The following is a 23,359-nucleotide window of genomic DNA, read 5'->3' as shown; positions in this document are numbered from 1 at the left end:
ATGAAGCGCTGGCAATTATTGCGAGGCTTAGAAGCCATGCTTTATGGTATCGGGGCTGGATTTTGTAGTGCATTGATTACTAGAAATCTTTTAATAGGTATTGTCGCTTTTATAGTGGTAACTGCAATAGTAGTGCTCATGATTAAACCTTGGAGAATCAATCTAAGAACTGTGAGTGCTTACATTGATAAACATCTTCATAATGCCGAATATAGTAGTAGTTTATTGTTGGCTTCGCCAGACGGATTGTCTGGACTTGCACAATTACAGCAACAGAAAATCACCACACTCTTATCACAACAAATCACCACTGTCAAACCTAAAACAAGATTGCGATATGCTGCGATTACTGCAAGCGTATTGATACTAATCGGTATCATATATTTTTATGCATTTGGGAAAAATATAAATAGTAATAATGAAACTACACCTGAGCAGGAGATTGTGACATTTTCTGCAACAGATTCTGTTGCTCCAGCATATAAGCCGCCTGTGCTCATTAATCAGAAGCTTACCATTCGTTACCCAGCTTACACAAAACTTGGTTCACGTACTTCTAGTTTGATGAATGCAAAGGCAGTTGAGGGTTCGCAGCTATATTGGCAATTGGATTTTGACAGTAAGGTAAGTGAGGTTACAGTAGAAGGGATAGGAGTTAATGATAAAATGAGGGGTGATGGTACCGCTTTCGCGAAAGCGTACAAACCCACACAATCTGGCTACTATAATTTTAAATTTACAGATACGCTTGGAGCTAGTTACGCATCAGATATTTATGCAATTGAAGTGTTAAAAGATAAAGCGCCTTTGGTTGAAATAAAAGATATACCACAGTTTACGTCTTTTGATTATTCAGACAATAAGAAGCTCTCCTTTACTGCCGAAATAAGTGACGATTACGGAATCGCAGCAGCACACATTGTTGCCACGGTAAGTAAAGGCGAAGGAGAGTCTGTAAAGTTTAGAGAGGAAAAGTTGGCTTTTAATCAGTCGATTCAAGTTGGTGAGAAATCCATGCGATTGTCTAAAAATATTAATTTAGATCAGCTGAAGATGGAGCTAGGTGATGAGTTGTATTTTTATGTTGAGGTTAGTGATCAAAAGACACCAAGGCCTAACATTACACGTAGCGAGACATTCTTTGCGGTAATAAAAGATACGGTGAGCGATGGTTTTGGAGTAGAAGGAACCCTAGGAGCAGATTTGATGCCAGATTACTTTAGGAGCCAGCGACAATTGATTATCGATACAGAGAAACTCATAGAAGAACGATCACAACTCACTGAGAAGGAATTTAAAAAACGAAGTAATGATTTAGGTTTTGATCAGAAAGCATTACGATTAAAGTACGGACAGTTTATGGGGGATGAAGCAGATTCTGGCATCGCTGTTACTCCAGATATCCCTCATGAAGATTTTGATGTAGATGATCCCACTGCAGGTTTTAGACATGATCACGATAGTGAGAATGAACATAATCTCGTTCCAGAAGAGCATGATCATGAAGAAAGCGATGAGGAAGAAGGTGAAAAATCTATACTCGAGGGATATGTACACAATCACGATGACCCTGAAGAATCAACCCTTTTTACGGAATCCTTGCGCAGCAAACTCAAACAAGCCATGGCCGAAATGTGGGATGCAGAGCTCCACCTTCGTCTTGCAGATCCTAAAGTGTCACTACCTTATCAATATAGGGCATTGACGTTAATACAAGATATTAAAAATAGTGCACGCATTTATGTGCACCGTATAGGTTTTGATCCGCCGCCTATTAAGGAAGATAAGCGACTTTCTGGAGATCTCAAGGAGATTGATAATTATTACAAAACCGAGCAAATAGCGGCAACTAATCCCTATGTAAATATGGAGGAAAGTATTGCGCTTCTTGAAAAGCATATTGTTGAAGAAATAGCATTAATTGATTCAGATAAGGCAATACTTGCCAGGGCTGGAGAAGAGCTAGCAACGATAGCAATAAGAGAACCCGCAAGACACCTTAACACCTTGCAACAACTCAAATGGCTCACAGAAGAAAAGCAACAACCAGCAACGACATTGCGACAAGTACAGCGTGGATTATTACAAGCATTGCCAGTAAATGATGCAATGCCAATTACTAATAAGCCATACAGAGGAAAACTAGAAGATATATTCATTAAAGAACTACAGACGGGTGATCGATAATATATCTTTTATACATGAAGAGTGGATGTGGCCTGTAATTGCTGGCGCCGTTATATTGTGGGGTCTTTTTATATGGAAAGAACTTCGCGTTACAGGCATCAAATATGTGATAATAAAGGCAATAGTTGCACTTATTGCAGTAGTTAGTCTTGCCCTGATGTTGCTGCAGCCAGTAACAGCTGTACCACGTACAAAGGGCGTAGGCATTATTCTCTCAGAAGCATATAAACAACAGCAGTTAGATAGCTTACAGGTTCCCTACAAGGACATAGAAATTATCAAATATGATGGTGATGGTTTTAATCCCTCGCAACTCGAGGCTATAAGTACTGCTTATATACTAGGTAATGGTATTGCTTCTCATGATATTTGGCAATTAGAACCTATTGCAACTACCTACTTAACTGGTGAGAGATTGAGTGGTATTACAAAACTCGCTTATAATAAATCTGCAACCGTAGGTGATTCCCTTTCAATTCACGGAGTTTATACATCGCCTATGAAAGGAAATCGCTTAGTACTAGAAGATGCCGGAGGAAATGCTCTTGATTCGGTAACAGTTTCTGGTGGTGATGCATTTGATTTTGAGCTGCAAGCTACAACCTCCGTAAGTGGAAGGTATGTGTATAAACTTATTGAAAAAGACAGTCTTAGTACTATTATTTCTGAAGATCCATTACCTCTAATTATCAAAGAAAAAGAACGCTTGCGTGTTTTAATTATAAATGGTTTTCCCACGTTTGAAACTAAGTACCTCAAAAACTATTTAGCTGACGAGGGGCATGAAGTGCTAGTACGCAGTCAGCTTACTAAGGAACGATATAAATTTGAGAGTTTTAATAGGAAGCAAGGGACTATTTATGGCTTTACGAGTGCAAATCTTTCAGCTTTTGATGTGGTGATTATGGATGCTAGTTCTTACAACGGCTTGTCTAGCGGTTCTCGCAGAACACTTAATAATCAAGTATCGCAAGAAGGTCTCGGTGTATTTATACAGCCAGATTTGGCAGTAGTAAATGATGGTAAACAATTTGGTTTTCGCTTCAAGCGAAATAATAAAAAAGAAACCTCACTCTCATCTTGGCCTAAAGTTAAGGTAGCTACAATTCTTTATAGTTTTGACGCTGGAGCACTAGTACAACCTATTATTTCTGAAGAAGGAAATGTATGGGCAGCTTACGCTCAGCGAGGTGCAGGTAGATGGGGAAGTACAACACTGACGGATACCTATCAATTAATTCTTGATGGTAATGAAGCAACATACAACTATTTATGGTCTTCCATACTGAGTGCGGTAAGTCAGAAAGAATTGCCTACTGTTCTCTGGGAATTTCAAGAAGAGTTAGGTGTAAAGGATGCACCTTTTCGCTTTAAGCTACGCACAGAAATACCAGCTCCAAAGGTTCTGGATAATGAGCAGGTTACAATCCCACTACGACAAGATGTTTTGCTAGATGATCAATGGGAGGGAACGATATATCCATCACACTCAGGCTGGAATGAATTGCGTCTAGCGCAAGATAGCACCGCAGTTGCCAGCTATTATATCCCGCTCGACACTGACTGGAAATCGTTAAGAGCATCTACTCAAATCGATCATAATAAGCGCACATTTAATGTAGCTCAAAAGGCGGCAGAAACCCACACAGTTTTAGAACCTGTAGAGCGTTTATGGTTATTTGTCATATTTATTCTTGCGATGGGCTATTTATGGGTAGCGCCTAGACTAGAAGGTGTGTGAAGCATAATTACTTATTTTGAGTCATTGTTTAATCCGTGTTTATATAATAATCTATGAGTGCAAAAACTATTTCTAAGCTATTTGTAGTAGCTGGCCTATCTAATGTACTTGGTGTGTTACTATTATCTAAAGGATTTACAAATCAGGTAATGATGGATACACAGCCAGAAGTAATGGGCTATTTTGGGCTTATAGGTATTGTATTATGGGGATTTGCCTATATCGCTGTTTCAAAAAGCTATGCGTCTGTACCATGGCTTATCGCGGTATTTACGATTGAGAAATTGGCATACGTGATTGTATACCTGCAGTGGTTTACAAGCCATTCAATTACTACAGTATACGAGCAAGACACACTTGCGGGAGTGTTTTATAGCATCTATGGTCTTAATGACTTTCTCTTTATGCTCTTCTTTGGATGGGTATTTATACGCTTGAATAAATCTACCATCAAGTAATTGCAATGATTACAACTTATTTACTTGCTTTAGGATTTCCTATAAATCGCAAAAGGCTATCCTTGTGGATAGCCTTTGCAAAACAATGAGGTTAAATTAAGTATGGTAACAAATCATTACTCAAAACCAAATTGAAAATTTGGGGGAATTCAATCTAATAAACAATCTATAAAAACATCTTCTCTGCAGGGATAATCATACTTCTTTTTCTGTACTAGATCTTCGAGTAATACTCGCTATGCTAGGTAAGTAAGTCATTCTGCACTGCTAAATTAGCTATACATGATCATCTCCATTATTTTTGAAATGAATACGCCTACTTAACCTATGAAATACACAAATCATCGACAAAACACACAAAATGAATGGCTGTAGCTCTAAAGTTTTGAGCTTGCTCATTTATGATGGATACAGAAGAGAAAGGAAAAAGAAGGTGTTGAGGTTCGCTTTCGCGAAAATGGGATGGGTTTTAGACTAATTATGATGAATGAAAACCATGATAATTAAACTAAGGTAGATGCCTCTGTTGTAGAATGAGGTATGAAATTAATGTTACTTTTAGTTTCTTAATGTCTCAAAAGTTTCAGCTATAGTGAATTTATCTTCTTCGGCATAAGGGTAGATAAATAGAAAGGAGTAATGCTCGTCGTTTAATAATATTTCATATTTATCTAGAACACCATTTACAGAGGACGAAAACGTACTTTTAATACGACGATAACTTAAGTCTTTATGGACAGTCATTAATTTATCAAGGTATGAATAAGACATAGCTACGTCAGTTACCATTACTGGATTTTCTGCCGAAAGGCCATACGTTTGATTTTTGCTTTCCATAGTATTAATTTGAAATGGAGTATAAGTTAAAAATGATTTGGATTGTAATTTACATCACAATCCAAATCTATTAATAGAGATATAAACTACTCTACAAACTCAATAATTTGAGCAGATACAATCACTTTGTATTTGCTCACAAATAAGAAACCAGAAGTTTTTACTTCTACCACCTCATTTACTACGCTTCTTGCAGCTCCATCCATTCCTGCTCCTGAAAGCATTTTTGCCTTTGCTTCGGCTACGAGACCGTTTTTTGCTAGTCCGCCTATTCCAAAAATATAAGTAGCTTCTGCTTCTCCTTTTACCATTTTTACAACTTTGAAGTTCTTCTTCGTAAGAACAACTTCTGTAGTGTTTTGGTTGTAATTTTTTGGTAAGCCAAAGTGTGAAGCACAACTTGTCATTAACAGAGCAACTAGTGCTAGTAAAAGGTACATTTTTTTCATAAATAATCTTGATCTTAGGTATTACCTATTCCTGTTTAGTGTCTTTTTTCGGCTTGTTCCGACAGTGAGCAGCAAACATAATTTTATCAAAGCAGACTTCTTTACGGGCAACCTCATTCTGGTAGATTTGTTGTAAATTAATTTAATAGGTGTAGTAACCACTCTTAAATGATGAGATGATTTCCGTATAATAAAAAAAAAAGGGTCTCCAGATGGAAACCCTTTACAAACAATCCCGACTTAGAAACCCCTAGCAACTAAGCCGTGACAAGTATACAAGCTTTATATAAATATGAGATACGGGAAACCGCATTTGCTCTTTTTATTTTTTTAGATGTACAGTTTTACACTCATAATTATCCATTAACTCCATCGTCTTGATATTTTTATTTTCGCGAAAGCAGGCTTTTCAAGTTTCAAAGAAAATCCAAAAAAAAAAGGCACCCAAGTGGGTGCCCAATGCAAATAATCTTGACTTAGAAACCCCTAGCAACTAAGCCAAGACAAGAATACATGATTTTTGAATAAGTCTTTTACGGATTTCCTTTATTTGGACGTTTTTTTTCATTTTTAACTTTCGCGAAAGCGAATCCATAAAGGACACTAGTATTTTAAATAAAAAAGGGTACCCAAGCGGATACCCTGTACAAACAAATTTGGCCTAGAAACCCCTAGCAACTAAGCCATGACAAGAATACGCGATTTTTAGATAGGTGTTTTACGGATTTCCTTTATTTGAGCTTATTATTTTATTTTTTAACATTTTGATTTTTAATAGTGCTTGATTATCAGTTTCTTATAAAAAAAATAGAGGATGTTCAAGTGAACATCCTCTACAAACAATCCATGACTTAAAGCCCCCATGCTTTAAGCCGTGATAAGATTACAAGGTTTTATAATAATAACGTTACGGGAAACCGCATCAGGGCATTTTTTTTTAAAATTTATCTAAATAATACCTAAATCCTTTACTAATGCAACAAGATGAACCGCATTATTTGCCCTAAACTGAATTTTAAGTTTGCTCATTTTTTTCTCAATAGCACTCAGACTCGATGGAGACTCGTTAAGAGCGACGAGTTCTTTACTTATTTCATCATGAGAATAACCGTAAGAGAGTAATCGCATGAGGGTGATATCGTACTCGTCTATTTGTAAATCTGCTTTGTCAGACATTGCCATAGCAACACGTGGAGAGACATAACGCTCTCCATTAAAAACGGTTGTGATTGCCTCTTTAAGATCTGAGATTCCTTCTCGTCCTTTGCATACAAAGGCATCTACACCTGTATCAGTATATAACTGTCTCACACGCTGGAAGCGATCTTCTACAGTATAAATGATAATCTTGAGCTCAGGATGTTCTTTCTTTAAAGCAGCTGCAAGATCATCTCCAGATGGAAATTGTTGTTTGCGGTGGTCTGCTACAAATGAAAGATCAGAAATTATGAGGTCATAGGGTTTACCATCCATTTCTGCTTTTTTAATGAGTTTATATGCCTCATCACAATATTGAACTTGTTTTATGTAGGGTACTTGATAGGTAGTGAGAATGTGTTGTACACCTTCATTGATACTTCCTAAATCGTCTGCTATAATTACTTTTTGAAACATTATATGTTGATCTGTGCTTTAAAACCTTGTTTAGACTTACTTTCAAAAGTAATTGTTCCTTTTAAAGCTTCTATACGGGATTCCGCATTAAGCAAACCATTTTTAGAATTTATAGCACCGCCTATACCATTATCCTTATACAGAATATGCAAATTCTTACCTTCCTTTGAAATCTCAACAAAGGCTATAGATGCTTTACTATGTTTATTAGTATTTGTAATTAACTCTTGTAAAACCCTATAAATAGTAGTCTTGTGTACTTTTGAAATTTGATTCCAATCTACCTTGTCGATACCTTTTGTGATAATGTTGAGAGAAGGAGTTTTATAACTCAATAACAAATCACGTAAGGTCGTGTGGAAAGATTCTTCTGTCTCAATAAAACTATTTTCTCTAGATATATCTCGAGTTCTACTATAAATATGCTCTAGATTATCTAGTAAGTGACTTTCATTGTATGTATTAGTTTGCACTTGTGAGATTAGTTTGTAAACATCATTTGCAACTTCGTCATGTAATCTCTTTGAGATTTTTGTTTCTGTGATATATACTTGTTCAAGGCGCTTTCTTTTATGGCGTAAAGAAAGAAAGATAATAATACCTACCGTGATTACCATAATAAATAAAGCTAAGAACTGGTAGCGTGTTTTATTAACCTTCTCCTGCTGTGCTATGAGCTCGCTTTCCTTTGCTTGGGTTTGGAACGTGGCGTATTCATACTTTTGAGCTGCATATTTATTTTCTTGAAGAGTTTGCACTTTGTATAAGCTGTCTGATAGTTTTTTAAAAACATAGGCATTTGCTGTTGCGCCTATATCTATCGCTAGTCCGAGAGCTTCAAGTTTATATCTAGGATTATTAATACTGTAAGCAATATCTTTTGCTTGAAGGGCATGTTTTTTGGCTAGTGCTTCTTTGCCTTGCTGATGGTAGTAGTATGCTAGATGTCTATTTGTTGAAAAACTTCCCGTTATATTTCGGCCTTTTTCATTAATAGCTAGCGCTTCTAGCATCAATGCCTCACCCTTAAAATCACCTATTTGAGTAATACTATAGCCATAGTTGTCATATATAGTGGTCAGTGTGTTATTTTCTTCTATGCGGTCTGTATCCTTAATAAAGGGACTTAAGACTTGAGCCGCTTTCTCATAAGATGAGCGCTCCATATAAATGGTGGCGATATTATTTGAAATGGTAATACTATCTTCCTTTTTTGTTGTCATAGCCAGTGCTTGCTGGTAATTTTCTAGGGCTAGCGGCAGGTTATTAAGACTTCTATGCAACCTACCCAGCCTATTTCTGAGACGAACGATGGTTTGTGTATCTGTCACAGGAATATCTTTTAAGAGGTTGATGGTGGTTTTTTCACTCTCAAAAATGTCACCATTATTTAAATGCCCTAAGGATATAAGCTCAGAGAAATAATTATAGCGGGCTTTATCGTTTTTAGGATTTTCAAGTTGGCGCTTGAAGTAATTAATACCCGCTGTCACATCCTCAGTGTTTTGTGGGTAGGCAATAACTCTATAGTAATGCTGAGTGCTATCTATAGGTGTCTGTGCAGAAAGTGGTGTTATCCAGATACTACAAAGCGTGAGCACTAGAAATACAAGTAGGGTTGTAATAGTAGATTTCTGCATCCCTCAAAGATATTATATTTTGTAAGTGGGAAATAACGGGTTTGTAAGTAAAAAATATTGATGTGGATAGTTACGCTTTCGCGAAAGCGTACGCAATAGTCAAACTAACAATAGTAGTTAGGTGTATTTGAAGAAACCCGTCTCAAATTGGTGCGAGATTGTAGAATTCATGGAGTTCGTTGTGGAGTTTTGGTATAAATTTTTTAATGAAAAAACGAAGTGACGGAATTCACAGTACAATGTAAATCAATAGAAATATTATGAACCGTCGAGATTAATGATATACAATGTAACTCCTTAGACATAGATGTTACAGAGAATTTAAGTTATATCACCTTAATGGAAAATTATCTTTAAAGAATTATTAGCGCTAATTAAAGGTTCAATTACGATAGTAATTTGTTAAAATTCAATATAACTTTGCAATAAAAAAATTGAAGAAAGAAAATACTTGGATTAGCTGGAATGAAAATGTAAAACATTCATTTACTAATAGCTATGACGTTACTACAGAAGAAGAATTTGCAGACGCCATTAAGAACTCTGACAGTGTTAGATTTTACGGTTCGAAACAATCGTCATCAGATATTGCTGCTGGGACTGACACACTTATTAATATCAAAAATTATAATCAGATAATTGATATTGACAAAGCATCTAAAAAAATAACTGTCCAATCTGGAATTGAACTTAAAGATCTTCTAGAGAAAATAGAGAGTCTCGATTGGTGTATTCCCTGTTTGCCAGACATCAATACTATTACATTAGGTGGAGCCTTAGCAACTGGAACACATGGTACTAATGGAGGGCTTATCTCTTCATACATGACGAGTTGTAGACTCATCAAAGCAGATGGAACAATCCAGGTAATTAACGAAGATGATATGCTCATGGATGCCGTGAGAGTATCTCTGGGAGTCTTAGGGGCGTTCTCTACAATTACACTTCAATGTGAGGAATCATATACACTACATCTGATTGAAGAACCAGAGAGCGATGCTTTGTGGACTAAGAATCTAAGTAGCTATTTATCTAATCATGATTTCTTAAGAATATTATGGCTTCCTCATACAGGAATGGGATATGTTATAAAAGGAAAGAAGATTCCGAAAGACCAACATGTCGAAGAAGATCTAGGACCTGCATATTTAAAAAATAGAAGAAAGGCCTCAAAATTTTTATATCAGCTGACTAAGACAGCTCCTTGGACCATTTACTTTGCAAATAAAATTCTCTACAAGCGATTTTTTAAAAGTAGAAAAGAACATAAAGGAAATTTATACCAGGCTACAGTTACAAAATCTAGAGGGTCAACTCTTGAGCTTGCAGAATGGACTGTTGATTTTGATAAATTCCCATCATTACTTAAAGAACTGTCTGAAACTATAAATAGTTTTAAAAATAAATCATTCATCCACATACCTATGGATGTGCGATTTGTAGATAGTGATGATAGCTGGTTGAGTAATGCTTATAAAAGAAAAACAGTAACTATGGGTTGCGTTTCAAGAGATGCATCTAGTGCAGATAGTTACGAGGCATTTAAAACAGTGGAGAATATTTTTCTCAAATATGGAGGAAGACCACACTGGGGAAAGCGTTTTGCTGCTAAGGATCCAGAGTTAACTAAACTCTACCCAAAGTGGAATGATTTTAAGGATTTACGTAAATCAATGGATCCTACAAACAAGTTTTTAAACAAGTACTTAGCTTCTATTTTTTCAGAAAAAATATAATTAATGGTTAAAGGAGTATTATTTGATTTTGATGGAGTGATAGCTCACAGTAAGCATATACATTTTGCCTCTTGGCAGTTTGCTGTAAACGAGGTGCTTGATGCTAATGTAGTAATAACATCTGGGGATATCAAATCTGGAGCATCACCAATAATTATATCAGAGATATTGTGTGAAAAATTTGGAAGTCATTCTCAAGCGGAGGAGCTACTAAAAGTTAAAAACAATTATCTAACTGAGCATATTGATGAAGTAGAACATTATAACGGTGTTGGAAAGCTCTTTGAATATCTCAAAAAGCGTAACATTCCTTATGGTATAGCCAGTAACGCAAGCAGTAACTTTGTAAAAGACTGTATAAAATTTTGGGGGTTTGAAGTACCCGTAATGTATGGCTATGAGGATTATGTAAATCCAAAACCCAATCCCGAACCTTATTTAAAGTTGGCAACTAGTTTACATATAAAACCAGCTGACTTTAAAGATGTTTACATCTTTGAGGATAGCGAGCTAGGTTTACAAGCAGCTTTACATTCAGGTATGAAATCTGTTTACATACAATCACATTGTGTAGTTTCCGAAAATATTATCAGTCAAACTAATTATCAATTTGATTCGCTATCTGATGCGATGGGAACTATTGATAAACTTATAACTTCATAGTTAATAGAAATTATTATCATCGGAGATTGAGAATTTGAATGTCTCTATAAGCACTTGTCTTTTAATACCTCATTAGGCTTCTTTAATAAAACTTAAAATAATGGTACTCTAGGTGAATCATTTAGAGGTCTTTAACGATTGCTAGTTAAAATGTCATAATCAAGCTTACATTATATTAGTATCCAATTAAATTTATGTGAAACTAAAACGAACCACATGAAATTAGTAGGAAAACTATTCAGAATAGTGACAGTCGCTCAACTAGGTTATTATACCTATGATTGGATAAAGAATAATCGATCTTTTAAAGAAGAGTTTGTTCCAAATTTGAAGAAAATAAAAAGAAAACTAATATAATAAGCATTATGGACAATACTAAAAGAGCTGCAGATCTTGACAATAAGGAGCACGGTGTGCATAAGGATAAGCACGTAAATCAATACGGAGATCAGAATAAGGACTCATCCCAACCTAAACGGGATGCTGGAGAGGCTAGTAGAGCTGGAAGCAAGACACTTTCTAATAAAGAAAATGCAGTGCAACAAAATGATCATAAGAATGCAGAGCAAAAATCAAAACAATAAGGTTATTGCTTTGAAATTATTTCAAAATACTACAGTGGAAACTTATAATCAACGCTGTATAATACAATTTAAGATTTCATGTCGGTTATATTAACCGATATTGATGGAAGTGAAAAATCCCGTAAACTAGACGTTTACGGGATTTTTTATTGAGTTTTGATACTCAATTAGTGGAGTCGGAGGGATTCGAACCCTCGTCCAAACAAGCAATATTACTGCTTTCTACGTGTGTAGTTTCTGTTTAAATTTTCGTGAGATTGCCGGTTAGAAACTACCAACGCACCCCTTATCTTCAATTAGGTGTCTCTCTCGCATCAAAGCCCTACGAGGGATAGGTTTACTTTTACGAAGTCACTATATCGATTGCCGTAAACCAAGGCTCTCGAGTGACTTCCTGCTTGTCTACCTTGTAGACCGAGGCGTAATCTTACTATAATTCAGATTATGCAGCTAGGGCGTAGTTGTTCTCGCCGTTTAAAAAGATGAAAAATGAGATTTACGAGCTGTTTTCCAGCGCTCGACACGCTTACAATACTATTGGTCTCGCTGTCAAAACCAGTCGACCCCAGTATTAAAATTTCCACCTTGCTTTCGCGAAAGCGGAACTACAAATATACTACTAAAGCTTATATTTGCTATTAATATTATGCAAAAGCTGTACCAACTACAGACACTGCCAAAACTTCACACACTATGAAATTTGCCATTATCAAGGAACGTAAAAATCCACCAGATAGAAGAGTTGTTTTTTCTCCAGAAAAACTGGCAGAAGCAAGAGAGCAATTTGAAGATGCAAGCTTTGTAGTCGAAGCATCTGATATAAGAGTGTTTCCAGACATGGCTTACACCATAAACGGATTTGACGTAGAGGAAGATGTCTCTGATGCAGATGTAATGATTGGGGTAAAAGAAGTGCCTATGGAGGCGCTTGTACCTAATAAAAAGTATTTCTTCTTTAGCCATACCATTAAGAAGCAACCATACAACCGTGAGTTGCTTAAGGCTATGCTTGATAAGAATATCGAGATGTATGATCACGAAGTAATTACGGAGGCTAGTGGAGCGCGACTTATAGGTTTTGGTCGCTATGCAGGTCTCGTAGGGGCATATAATGGATTTAGATTATTAGGATTACGTGATGGACTTTTTGAACTCCCTAAGGTAGAAACGTTGTTAGACCTAGATGCTGTAAAGCGCGAGCTCGATAAGATTAAACTTCCTGCTATTAAGATTTGTCTTTCAGGTAGCGGAAAGGTTGCCCGTGGAGCACAAGAAATTTTAGATCATCTTAATATTAAGGAGGTGACAGATCAGGCTTATTTAAATGAAGAATTCAGTGAACCAGTATATTGTACTATTGACGTACTGGAGTATAATAAACGTATTGATGGTACAGAGGGTGCTCGAGCAGAGTTTTATAAAGATCCTTCTGGCTATGAGAGTGACTTTATGAAGTATGCAAAAGTTACAGACTACTTTATTGCGGGGCATTTTTACGGTGACGGTGCTCCTTATTTATTTACTAGAGAAGATGCAAAACGTCCAGAGTTTAAGATTAATCTTGTTGCAGACATTTCTTGCGACATAGATGGTCCAGTAGCTAGTACGATACGTCCTTCTACTATTGCAGATCCTTTTTATGGATACAATCCTGCTACAGAACAAGAAGATGATTATAATAAGGATGGTGTGATTGCAATGATGGCGGTAGATAATCTTCCTTGTGAGTTACCTAAGGACGCTAGTGAAGGTTTTGGTGAGATGTTTTTAAAGCATGTGATTCCAGCATTTTTTGATGGTGATAAGACAGGACTTCTTGAGCGTGCCAGAATGACGCAAGATGGAAAGCTTACTGAGCGTTACAACTATCTTCAAGACTATGTAGATGGGAAAGAGTAACGTTAAAATTACACTAAATTCCTACAAGTGTTAAAGGATAAATGATGCTACTTTGTACCTTTATTCCTCATCAATCAAATAATAATGAAAGTACTTATTACAGGCGCAACAGGATTAGTGGGGCGCGCGCTTACAGATTTGTGTCATAAAGACGGCATAAGTGTACATTATCTAACTACCTCAAAAGATAAAATTGAGGATACACCTAATTATAAAGGATTTTACTGGAACACAAAGACAGACGAGCTAGACGAAGCATGTTTTGAAGGAGTAGAAACTATTATCCATCTCGCCGGAGCATCTATTGCGCAGCGCTGGACACCAGAAAATAAAAAGGCAATTTTTGAAAGTAGAGCTACAACAGCGAGATTGTTGTATAGTGCGCTTTCGCGAAAGCGGTCTAAAAACCAACCTATTTCTATAAAACATTACATATCTGCTAGCGCAGTAGGTGGATATCCATCTTCATTTACAAAAATGTATGATGAGTCATATCCAGAATATGCTAAAGGATTTTTAGGACAAGTTGTTGAAGAATGGGAGAAAGCTGCTTTAGAATTTCAAAAACTTGACATCATTACTAGCCGTGTGAGAACGGGGATTATTCTTGATAAAGATAGTGGAGCGTTACCTAAGATCATGCAACCTGTAAAATATGGAGCTGGAGCGCCACTAGGATCTGGAAAGCAATGGCAATCATGGATTCATGTGGATGATATGGCAGGGATTTACTTCCATATATTAAAAAATAAATTGGCTGGAATATATAATGGAGTAGCTCCACATCCAGTTACAAATAAAAAGCTGACAGAAGTGGTGGCAGACACTATGGGTAAACCGCTTATAATCTCTAGAGTTCCTAAGTTTGCACTTAAACTCATGCTAGGCGACATGGCAGCAATCGTACTTGAAAGTCAGAAAGTAAGTGCTCTTAAAATTAAGACAGATGGATATCAATTTAAGTATCCAAAAATTGACAAGGCTATTGAAAGCTTATTGGATTAACCAAAAAAAGAAAAGCCACTCGTGAGAGTGGCTTTTTTTATGCTTTTTAAAAAGTAAGTCTTAAGCTTTTGTAGCTTTAAGATTTACAGTAAGCTCGATATCGTCAGAAATAAATTTATCTCCTAAATCGTCAAATACAGATTGTGATCCGTAGTTTACTCCCCAATCAGTACGATCTATAGTAAATGGTTCACTTGTAAGTGTCATATTTTCACCTTCTACAGCATAAGAAACTGGGAACTCAATGTTCTTCTTCTGGTCTCTTATAGTAAGGTTACCTTGCATCATTTTTTTACCATCTTTTTCTGTAACTCCAGTTACTTCAAAAGCAGCAGTAGGATATTTTGCAACGTTAAAGAAATGATCTTCTTTTCCTTCTGCCATTCCTTTTAAGTGTCCTTCAAGACTTTCTTTTCCGTCACCAGCCTCAAGGTCAGTTACAGTAATAGAAGTCATGTCAATAAGAAATGTTCCAGTAATAGCATCTCCTGCAACGTTCACAACACCGTTTTCTATGTTGATAGTTCCGTTGTGCTTTCCTGTAGGCTTGCTTCCTACCCATGCAATTGTAGAGCCTGCAGCATCTACCTTAAATTTTGCAGCATCTTCTACTACAGCAACTTCTTGAGCATCTTTTGCTTCTGTCTCATTCTTTTCTCCTTTACAAGAAACTACTCCTGCAACAAGAGCTACAGCAGCAAGTGTATTTAAAATTTGTTTTTTCATGTTGATAATATTATTTAGTGAACTGCAAAATTAACATTTATCCATAGCCCTTATCATAATGTTATCTTAAATAGTAGTACGCTTTCGCGAAAGCGTAACAAACATTATAACAAGTTCTTTGATTAAATATTAGTAATGGGAATAAGGGCTGAGCATCATCTCAAACGCTGTAATTTGATCTAAGTTATTAATGAGTGTATTTTGAAGGCTCGTTGCTACTTATATATTTCTTCTTGAGTAGTAAAGATTAGATAGAGAAACAGAGCAAAGTATCTACTATATTATAGTTATTGTTATAATGCAGATTTATAGTTTAGAACATTGAAAATGTACAAAACTGTAACTTTTAAAAAGCCAGTGACATTTTGACATTTTGATACAATTGGCAGTACTTTTGCCACCTCAATAAAAATTGAATTTAAGACCATTATGGCAACAGAAGATAAAACACCAGATAATACAGTAGACGAAGCTGCTCAAGAGCAGTTTGTACACGAGGCAGAAGATGCAACGGTAGAGCCTGCTGAGGAAGTAAAAGATGAAAGAAGCGAACTAGAAATCGTTCAAGATCAACTTGCAGAGGAGAAAGATAAATTTTTACGCCTTTTTGCCGAATTTGAGAATTACAAAAGACGTACTACTAAGGAGCGTATAGAGTTATATAAAACAGCTGGACAAGAAGTCATACAAGCGATGCTTCCAGTTGCAGATGATTTTGACCGTGCTCTTAATGAATTTAAAGGCGATAAAGACGACGTTCACGTAAAAGGAATGACGCTTATAAGCAATAAATTTAAGGAGACGCTTAAGTCTAAAGGACTTGAAGAAATGAGTGTGAGAGCTGGAGATGATTTTAATGCAGATCAACATGAGGCAATAACTCAAATACCAGCACCTAGCAAGAAATTGAAAGGTAAAATTGTAGACGTGATAGAAAAGGGATATAAACTGGGAGATAAGATCATCCGGTTTCCTAAAGTAGTTACGGGACAATAATTTTAAAATGATTTATATCTCAGTATTGGGCTAAACTTATACTGCGATTGCAATAGATTAAGAGTGCTCAGTAACGCTGAGCTTTGATTATGAAAGAAGATTTTTACGACATATTAGGTATCTCAAAAGGAGCCACAGCAGCCGAAATTAAAAAAGCGTACCGAAAGAAAGCGGTGCAATATCACCCAGATAAAAACCCTGGTGATGATACTGCAGAAGCAAACTTTAAGAAAGCTGCAGAGGCATATGAGGTGCTTAGTGATGATAACAAGCGTGCTCGTTATGATCAATACGGTCACCAAGCCTTTGAAGGCGGAGGTGGCGGTGGCGGCTTCGGTGGTGGAGGTATGAACATGGATGATATCTTCAGTCAGTTTGGAGATATTTTCGGCGGTGCTTTTGGTGGCGGCGGAGGTGGTTTTTCTGGATTTGGTGGTGGCGGAGGTCAGCGTCGAGTGAAGGGAAGTAACTTACGTATTCGTGTAAAACTTACTATTGAAGAAATTGCAAACGGCGTTGAGAAAAAAATCAAGGTTAAGCGTAAAAAGCAAGCCGCTGGAGTTTCATATAAAACGTGTACTACCTGTAATGGTGCTGGACAAGTAACAAAAATCCAGAATACTATTTTAGGACGTATGCAAACAAGTGCTCCTTGTACTACATGTGGTGGTGCAGGGCAAATGATTGACAAACGTCCAGATGGAGCAGATGCTCAAGGACTTATTATAGATGAAGAAACTGTAAGTATCAAAATACCTGCAGGAGTAGTAGATGGAATGCAGCTTAAGGTTACTGGAAAAGGTAACGAAGCGCCGGGTAACGGTATTGCAGGAGATTTACTTGTAGCAATAGAAGAAAAAGATCACGAGTTCTTACAGAGAGAAGGTGATAACCTTCACCTAGATCTTTACATTAGTATTAGTGAGGCAGTGCTAGGTACATCTAAAGAGATTGATACTGTTACTGGTAAAGTACGTATCAAGATAGAAGAAGGTGTACAAAGTGGTAAGATACTACGCTTGCGTGGTAAAGGTATTCCATCTATAAATGGGTACGGTAAAGGAGATTTATTAGTACACGTAAATGTATGGACGCCTAAGACACTTAATAAAGAGCAAAAGCAGTTTTTTGAGAAGATGGCAACAGATGATAATTTTATGCCTAATCCTGAAACTGGAGATAAGTCATTCTTTGAAAAAGTTAAAGATATGTTCTCATAATGTGAAACTTTCAAATTTTGTGAAACCAAAATTATAGGGTTCATAAAAAAAACTTATATTTGAATAACGTTAAACAATGTTTGACGTTATTTTTCTTTTTCATAGCAATTTTTTTTCCCATCCTGAACTTACGTCTAGGGTGGGTTTTGCTTTTAGGACGTTTTGTAAATCTTGTTTTATAATACTGTTTGTCTAGTTTTCTCGTTATAATAAATGGTTTATAACTGTAAAGGTCTCAGCACGTTTAATAAAACTCCTAAATTATAGCTAACAGTTATGCCTCCGTCAGGTCATATTCCTATCTTAGCTTGATTAACCACTATCTATGAATTCATTACTCGTTGCAGATACAGTCTCAAAGAAGTTTGGTGACTTTACCGCACTTAATAACGTTTCCATTGCTGTTCCAGAAGGAAGCATTTTTGGCCTCCTAGGCCCTAATGGCGCAGGAAAGACAACACTCATTCGTATTATCAACCAGATTACCATGCCAGATACCGGTAGTGTAACGCTGGGAGGTGAGCCATTACAACAACATCACATACGCGACATAGGCTATATGCCAGAAGAGCGTGGCTTATATAAATCTATGAAAGTAGGGGAGCAGGTACTTTACCTAGCCCAACTTAAAGGTTTATCTAAAGCAGATGCAAAAAAACGAGCCAAACATTGGTTTGAAAAACTGAAAATAGGAGACTGGTGGGATAAAAAAATTCAGGAGCTTTCTAAAGGTCAAGCGCAGAAAATCCAATTTGTAGTGACCGTAATGCATCAGCCTAAGTTGCTCATTTTTGATGAACCCTTCAGTGGGTTTGATCCTATAAATGCAAATCTTATTAAGGATGAGATTTTACAATTGCGTGATGAGGGTGCGACGGTTATCTTTAGTACACACCGTATGGAATCTGTAGAGGAGCTTTGTGATCATATAGCACTTATTAATAAATCTAATAAAATTCTCGATGGTGAAGTAAACAGCATTAAGAGAGCATACCAGAATAATACGTTTGATGTAGGAGTACAAGTTGTAGATGAGACCGCTTTCGCGAAAGCAGAACAAGAACTCAAAGCTGCTTTTAATGTAACTCCAGCGCATTTTAAAAGTTTGGGTAATGAACACAAGCTTCGTGTGGAAATGGGTGATAAGTCTACGCCAAATGAATTACTTACTACCTTGAAAAATCATGGACAAGTCACCCATTTTATGGAAGTGATACCAAGTGTAAACGATATCTTCATTCAAACAGTTAGTCAAAACAAATGAGCATACTTAAGTTAATTATAAAGAGGGAATACATTGCAAGAGTGCGCAATAAGTCATTTTTAATAATGACATTTTTGAGTCCGCTTATACTTGTGGGGATGATTTTATTAATCTCTTACCTTACTCAACTTAATAGCGAAGATAAACGCACAATTGTAGTAGTAGACGACTCTGGGAAATTTGAAACTGTATTTTTCAATACTGACCAAACTACCTATCTCAATCTAAGTGATCAAGGACTGGAAGCTGGAAAAGAGGTTGCAAAAGGCGAAGGGTATTATGGGCTCATCCATATTAACGATAATGCTGCTATAGTAGAAGATGCAGTTACCTTTTACGGTAATGAAACACCTTCTTTTAGTTTTATAGGAGATATAGAAAAACGCATTGAAAAGAAAATGACCGATGAAAATCTCATCGCTCAAGGTATAGATTTAAACACATTAGAAACTGCCAAAAGCAGTATTGACGTGCAAATAGAAAACTTTTCTGGAGAAACGAGTTCTAAAATGAGTAACTGGGTGAAGGCTGGTTTTGGAGGAGCTGCGGGTTACTTATTAATGATGTTTATTATCATTTATGGCAACATGGTGATGCGTTCTGTGATTGAGGAAAAGACTAATAGAATCATTGAAGTAATCATATCGTCTGTAAAACCTTTCCAACTAATGATGGGTAAAATACTAGGTACTACACTTGCCGGAATTACGCAATTCTCGATTTGGGTTATTGTGGGAGGAGTATTGCTAGTGGTATTAACCACGGTATTCGGTATAGATCCTTCAGCGGCATCAGCGGCGAGCCCTGCTGCTTCTCAAGCACAACAAATTGCAGAAGACCCTGGGATGGTGATTGAGTTACTACAAGAAATTCAAAAACTTCCGCTATTGCAACTCGTAGTAGGCTTCTTTATTTATTTTATAGGAGGATACTTCTTATATAGCTCTATATATGCGGCAATAGGTGCAGCAGTAGATAATGAGACAGATACTCAGCAGTTTATGTTGCCTATCATTATGCCGTTGATGTTAGGTATTTATGTTGGCTTTTTTGCAGTAATAGATAATCCTCATGGTACCGTAGCAACAGTTTTTTCAATTATACCGCTTACCTCGCCTATTGTGATGTTAATGCGTATACCATTTGAGGTTCCGGTGTGGCAACTTGCATTGTCTATTACCTTACTAGTGGCATCATTCGTGTTTACAGTATGGTTTGGTTCAAAAATATATCGCGTAGGGATATTGATGTATGGTAAAAAACCTACTTATAAAGATTTAATTAAATGGTTAAAATACTAGCACTCCTTTTTGTTCTACAGGAAGAGACTGTAGATAAAGTAAAAGATATTATAGAAGAAGATGTCTGGGGCACTATTAAAGAGTGGCTTGGCTTTGAGCTTATAAGTGTAGGTAAAGAACCTAATCATATAGGTTTTACAGTGGGTCACCTTATCATTCTAATAATAGCTTTTATACTCACAAGCATTCTCCTTAAGTGGATACGTGTGTTAATGACACGTAAAATGGAGGGCGATGACAAACTTAAGTTTGTAAGCGTTTTTAAGTTTATCAAGTATATCGCTTATATAGTGGTAGTGCTTGCTACGATGAGTGCTTCAGGGATTAATATTACGGTGCTGCTCACAGCATCCGCAGCATTATTTGTTGGTCTGGGTCTTGCATTGCAAGAGGTATTTCAAGACGTAATAGGTGGTATCCTTATTATGATAGATAAGTCTATATCTGCAGGAGATATTATTGAAATGGATGGAAGAGTAGGTCGTGTGTTTGAAATAAAACTACGTACTACAAGAGCATTAACAAGAGATGATAAAGTAATAATTATACCCAATCATAAGTTTATAACTGATACTGTTTATAATTACACTCAAAATCATAAAACTACCCGAGAGAATGTAAAGGTGGGCGTTGCTTATGGAAGTGATACTAGACAGGTAGAAAAAATATTACTAGAATGTGCAGTCGCACATCCTGAGATTTTAAAGCATCCAAAGCCTTTTGCGCTTTTTGAAAACTTTGGTGATAGTTCGCTGGATTTTGGTCTATACTTTTTTGTGAGAGACAGTTTTGTAGACCCAAGAATCAAAAGTGCGCTTAGGTATGCGATAGACGACCGTTTTCGCGAAAGCGGGATTACCATTCCTTTTCCACAGAGGGATGTACATCTTTTTAATACGGCAAATCCAGTATATACACCTAATAAAACAGCAGTTAACACCAATATTGAACCCCTTAAAAATGATATGATTGATGAATAAACAGACTAACATTATTATAGTATTACTACTGTTGAGTGGTACTTGTTTTGCTCAGCTTACAGATTTAGCTAGGATTGAGTATACATACTTCCCGCAGGAGCAATCTGATAATTCGTTTAGGAGGTTTAGAACATTTATTAATGTTCCTATAAAACTTAAAGAAGATACATACTTAGTTCCTGGATTTGAATATCGCAATGTGAATTTGAAGTTTGAAGATGTTGTGCCTTTTAGCCGTGAAGACTTAGATAGATTTCAATCGTTTAGTCTGTCTCTAGGATATACTCAGAAAATAAGTGAGGAGTGGCGCATAGGAGCAAAACTAGGTACTACGGTAACGTCTAATTTTAGTACAGGGTCTGCTGCTAGTAGTGATTATGTGCATACTGGGGCTTTATATTTTATTAACGATAAAACAAATGAAGGTCTGGATAAACCGTGGCGACTTATTATTGGTGGTCGCTATGATACAGAATCTGGAAGACCATTTCCATTACCTTTTGTAAACTATTATAAAGAATTTCATCCAGACTGGTCATATACGCTAGGTGTTCCAAAATCAAATATAAAACGCTATTTTGGGAAAGACCGTAGGCACATACTTCAAAGTTTTGTGACACTTGATGGATTTTATGCAAATATTCAAGATAATGTAGATGTTGCAATACCTGCTGGTGAGTTTGAAACTGCGGAGAGTATCTCTATGATGGTAGCACTATTTGGCGTAGGATATGAATACTGTTTTACAAAACACTTAGTATTCTATATATATGCTGGACACACGATTATAAATGACATACGATTACGTGATGGCGATAGAGATGATGTATTTACCATAAACGACAGAAATACGTTTTACGGTCGTTCAGGTATAAAATTTAAAATATAACAATGGCAAAGATTTTAATTATAGAGGATGAGGCTGCGATACGTCGTGTACTTACTAAAATATTATCAGAAGAGAGTAAGGATTATCAAGTAGAAGAAGCTGCAGATGGACTTGAAGGTATTAATAAGATCCGCGAGGAAGACTATGACTTAGTCCTTTGTGATATTAAAATGCCTAAAATGGATGGTGTTGAGGTACTTGAAGCTGCACGTAAGCTCAAGCCAGAAACTCCTATGGTAATGATCTCAGGGCATGGTGACCTAGATACGGCTGTAAACACGATGCGTTTAGGAGCTTTTGATTATATATCTAAGCCGCCAGACCTTAATAGATTACTTAATACGGTACGCAACGCACTAGACCGTAAAACCCTTGTTGTAGAAAACATTCAGCTTAAGAAAAAGGTGAGTAAGAAATACGAGATGGTGGGTAAAAGCAAGGAGATCGGTCAAATTAAAGAAATGATTGAGAAGGTTGCACCTACAGATGCTAGAGTACTTATTACTGGACCTAATGGTACTGGTAAAGAGCTGGTAGCACACTGGCTGCACGAGAAAAGTGATCGTGCAAAAGGAGCACTTATAGAGGTAAACTGTGCTGCCATCCCGTCAGAACTTATAGAGAGCGAACTTTTTGGCCACGTAAAAGGTGCTTTTACTAGCGCAAATAAAGATCGTGCTGGAAAGTTTGAAGCTGCAAACGGTGGAACTATTTTTCTAGATGAAATAGGAGATATGAGTCTTTCTGCACAGGCCAAAGTACTTAGAGCTTTACAAGAAAGCCGTGTACAACGTGTAGGTAGTGATAAAGACATTAAAGTGGATGTGCGTGTAGTGGCGGCAACTAATAAGAATCTAAAAGAAGAAATAGCAGAAGGAAGATTCCGTGAGGATTTATATCATAGACTGGCAGTAATTTTAATTAAAGTGCCAGCGCTCAATGATCGTAGAGATGACATTCCGATTCTTATAGAACATTTTGCAAAGAAAATCTCTCAAGAGCAGGGAACTGCAAAAAAATCATTTTCAGACAAAGCCATTGATTTACTTAAGGCTTATGACTGGACAGGAAATATACGTGAACTGCGCAATGTAGTAGAACGACTTATTATCTTAAGTGGCCCAGAAGTGTCAGAAGGAGATGTAAAACTATTTGCTAGTAAATAATATA

General features: G+C 36.6%; 20 protein-coding genes and 1 other RNA gene. 15 read left to right on the top strand and 6 right to left on the bottom strand.

Annotated features, from left to right (window positions below):
- Genes DCS32_RS01785 through DCS32_RS01775 form a run of 3 tightly spaced genes read left to right on the top strand, consistent with a single transcriptional unit; the run spans position 1 to position 4,386 of the window.
- Complete coding sequence (locus tag DCS32_RS01785; protein WP_239057547.1) at positions 1-2,187, top strand: DUF4175 family protein; 2,187 nt, start codon at positions 1-3, stop codon at positions 2,185-2,187.
- Complete coding sequence (locus tag DCS32_RS01780; RefSeq protein ID WP_108876734.1) at positions 2,177-3,928, top strand: hypothetical protein; 1,752 nt, start codon at positions 2,177-2,179, stop codon at positions 3,926-3,928. Before DCS32_RS01785 ends, DCS32_RS01780 begins: the two co-directional genes overlap by 11 nt.
- 53 nt (positions 3,929-3,981) lie before the next feature.
- Entirely contained in the window at positions 3,982-4,386 is a 405-nt protein-coding gene (locus tag DCS32_RS01775; RefSeq protein WP_108876733.1) for a hypothetical protein, read from the top strand.
- A gap of 558 nt (positions 4,387-4,944) precedes the next feature.
- Here DCS32_RS01775 and DCS32_RS01770 read toward each other — a convergent pair.
- The 4 genes from DCS32_RS01770 to DCS32_RS01755 form a co-directional block, all read right to left on the bottom strand.
- Positions 4,945-5,223, bottom strand: a complete 279-nt coding sequence (locus tag DCS32_RS01770; protein ID WP_108876732.1) for a hypothetical protein — start codon at positions 5,221-5,223, stop codon at positions 4,945-4,947.
- 86 nt (positions 5,224-5,309) lie between these two features.
- The gene (locus tag DCS32_RS01765; RefSeq protein WP_013751496.1) at positions 5,310-5,672 is read right to left on the bottom strand and encodes a DUF6567 family protein; all 363 of its coding nucleotides are present in this window, start codon (positions 5,670-5,672) and stop codon (positions 5,310-5,312) included.
- A gap of 948 nt (positions 5,673-6,620) precedes the next feature.
- Entirely contained in the window at positions 6,621-7,286 is a 666-nt protein-coding gene (locus tag DCS32_RS01760; protein ID WP_108876731.1) for a response regulator, read from the bottom strand.
- A complete protein-coding gene (locus DCS32_RS01755) occupies positions 7,286-8,926 on the bottom strand; it encodes a tetratricopeptide repeat protein (RefSeq protein WP_108876730.1) in 1,641 nt (546 codons plus the stop codon). The genes DCS32_RS01760 and DCS32_RS01755 overlap by 1 nt, the downstream gene beginning before the upstream one ends.
- A 434-nt stretch (positions 8,927-9,360) precedes the next feature.
- Between DCS32_RS01755 and DCS32_RS01750 the strand changes: the two genes are divergently transcribed.
- The 3 genes from DCS32_RS01750 (at position 9,361) to DCS32_RS01740 (ending at position 11,909) form a co-directional block, all read left to right on the top strand.
- Positions 9,361-10,662: a D-arabinono-1,4-lactone oxidase gene (locus DCS32_RS01750; protein ID WP_108876729.1), complete on the top strand. Its 1,302-nt coding sequence runs from the start codon at positions 9,361-9,363 to the stop codon at positions 10,660-10,662.
- A gap of 3 nt (positions 10,663-10,665) precedes the next feature.
- The gene (locus tag DCS32_RS01745; RefSeq protein ID WP_108876728.1) at positions 10,666-11,325 is read left to right on the top strand and encodes an HAD family hydrolase; all 660 of its coding nucleotides are present in this window, start codon (positions 10,666-10,668) and stop codon (positions 11,323-11,325) included.
- A gap of 365 nt (positions 11,326-11,690) precedes the next feature.
- Positions 11,691-11,909 (top strand): hypothetical protein, encoded by a 219-nt coding sequence (locus DCS32_RS01740; protein ID WP_108876727.1) that lies wholly within the window; start codon positions 11,691-11,693, stop codon positions 11,907-11,909.
- 168 nt (positions 11,910-12,077) lie between these two features.
- On the opposite strand, the gene ssrA is transcribed toward DCS32_RS01740, so the two are convergent.
- Positions 12,078-12,476, bottom strand: a transfer-messenger RNA (tmRNA) gene (ssrA, locus tag DCS32_RS01735).
- Between the two features lie 126 nt (positions 12,477-12,602).
- Here ssrA and DCS32_RS01730 point away from each other — a divergent pair.
- Together DCS32_RS01730 and DCS32_RS01725 are read left to right on the top strand one after the other, a co-directional pair.
- Positions 12,603-13,808 carry an NAD(P)-dependent oxidoreductase gene (locus tag DCS32_RS01730; RefSeq protein WP_108876726.1) on the top strand — a complete coding sequence of 402 codons (1,206 nt, stop codon included), beginning with the start codon at positions 12,603-12,605 and terminating at the stop codon, positions 13,806-13,808.
- A gap of 84 nt (positions 13,809-13,892) precedes the next feature.
- On the top strand, positions 13,893-14,813 hold the full coding sequence (locus DCS32_RS01725; RefSeq protein WP_108876725.1) for a TIGR01777 family oxidoreductase: 921 nt from the start codon (positions 13,893-13,895) through the stop codon (positions 14,811-14,813).
- Positions 14,814-14,873: 60 nt separating this feature from the next.
- Here DCS32_RS01725 and DCS32_RS01720 read toward each other — a convergent pair whose 3' ends face one another.
- The gene (locus DCS32_RS01720) at positions 14,874-15,539 is read right to left on the bottom strand and encodes a YceI family protein (RefSeq protein WP_108876724.1); all 666 of its coding nucleotides are present in this window, start codon (positions 15,537-15,539) and stop codon (positions 14,874-14,876) included.
- A gap of 429 nt (positions 15,540-15,968) precedes the next feature.
- On the opposite strand from DCS32_RS01720, the gene DCS32_RS01715 reads away from it, so the two are divergent.
- The 7 genes from DCS32_RS01715 (at position 15,969) to DCS32_RS01685 (ending at position 23,355) form a co-directional block, all read left to right on the top strand.
- Positions 15,969-16,535, top strand: coding sequence for a nucleotide exchange factor GrpE (locus DCS32_RS01715; RefSeq protein ID WP_108876723.1), 567 nt, complete (start codon positions 15,969-15,971; stop codon positions 16,533-16,535).
- 89 nt (positions 16,536-16,624) lie between these two features.
- Entirely contained in the window at positions 16,625-17,755 is a 1,131-nt protein-coding gene (gene dnaJ / locus DCS32_RS01710; RefSeq protein ID WP_108876722.1) for a molecular chaperone DnaJ, read from the top strand.
- A gap of 325 nt (positions 17,756-18,080) precedes the next feature.
- Positions 18,081-19,019 carry an ABC transporter ATP-binding protein gene (locus DCS32_RS01705; RefSeq protein WP_108876721.1) on the top strand — a complete coding sequence of 313 codons (939 nt, stop codon included), beginning with the start codon at positions 18,081-18,083 and terminating at the stop codon, positions 19,017-19,019.
- Complete coding sequence (locus DCS32_RS01700; RefSeq protein ID WP_108876720.1) at positions 19,016-20,320, top strand: ABC transporter permease; 1,305 nt, start codon at positions 19,016-19,018, stop codon at positions 20,318-20,320. The genes DCS32_RS01705 and DCS32_RS01700 overlap by 4 nt, the downstream gene beginning before the upstream one ends.
- Positions 20,305-21,300, top strand: coding sequence for a mechanosensitive ion channel family protein (locus DCS32_RS01695; RefSeq protein ID WP_108876719.1), 996 nt, complete (start codon positions 20,305-20,307; stop codon positions 21,298-21,300). The genes DCS32_RS01700 and DCS32_RS01695 overlap by 16 nt, the downstream gene beginning before the upstream one ends.
- A complete protein-coding gene (locus tag DCS32_RS01690; protein WP_108876718.1) occupies positions 21,293-22,189 on the top strand; it encodes a DUF6268 family outer membrane beta-barrel protein in 897 nt (298 codons plus the stop codon). Before DCS32_RS01695 ends, DCS32_RS01690 begins: the two co-directional genes overlap by 8 nt.
- A 2-nt stretch (positions 22,190-22,191) precedes the next feature.
- Positions 22,192-23,355 (top strand): sigma-54-dependent transcriptional regulator, encoded by a 1,164-nt coding sequence (locus DCS32_RS01685; RefSeq protein WP_108876717.1) that lies wholly within the window; start codon positions 22,192-22,194, stop codon positions 23,353-23,355.
- Positions 23,356-23,359: the final 4 nt, after the last annotated feature.

This window comes from Dokdonia sp. Dokd-P16 (genome assembly GCF_003095655.1).
Lineage (GTDB): Bacteria > Bacteroidota > Bacteroidia > Flavobacteriales > Flavobacteriaceae > Dokdonia.
The sequence above is the reverse complement of the archived record's forward strand: the minus strand, read 5'-3'. Positions and strand labels throughout refer to the sequence as shown.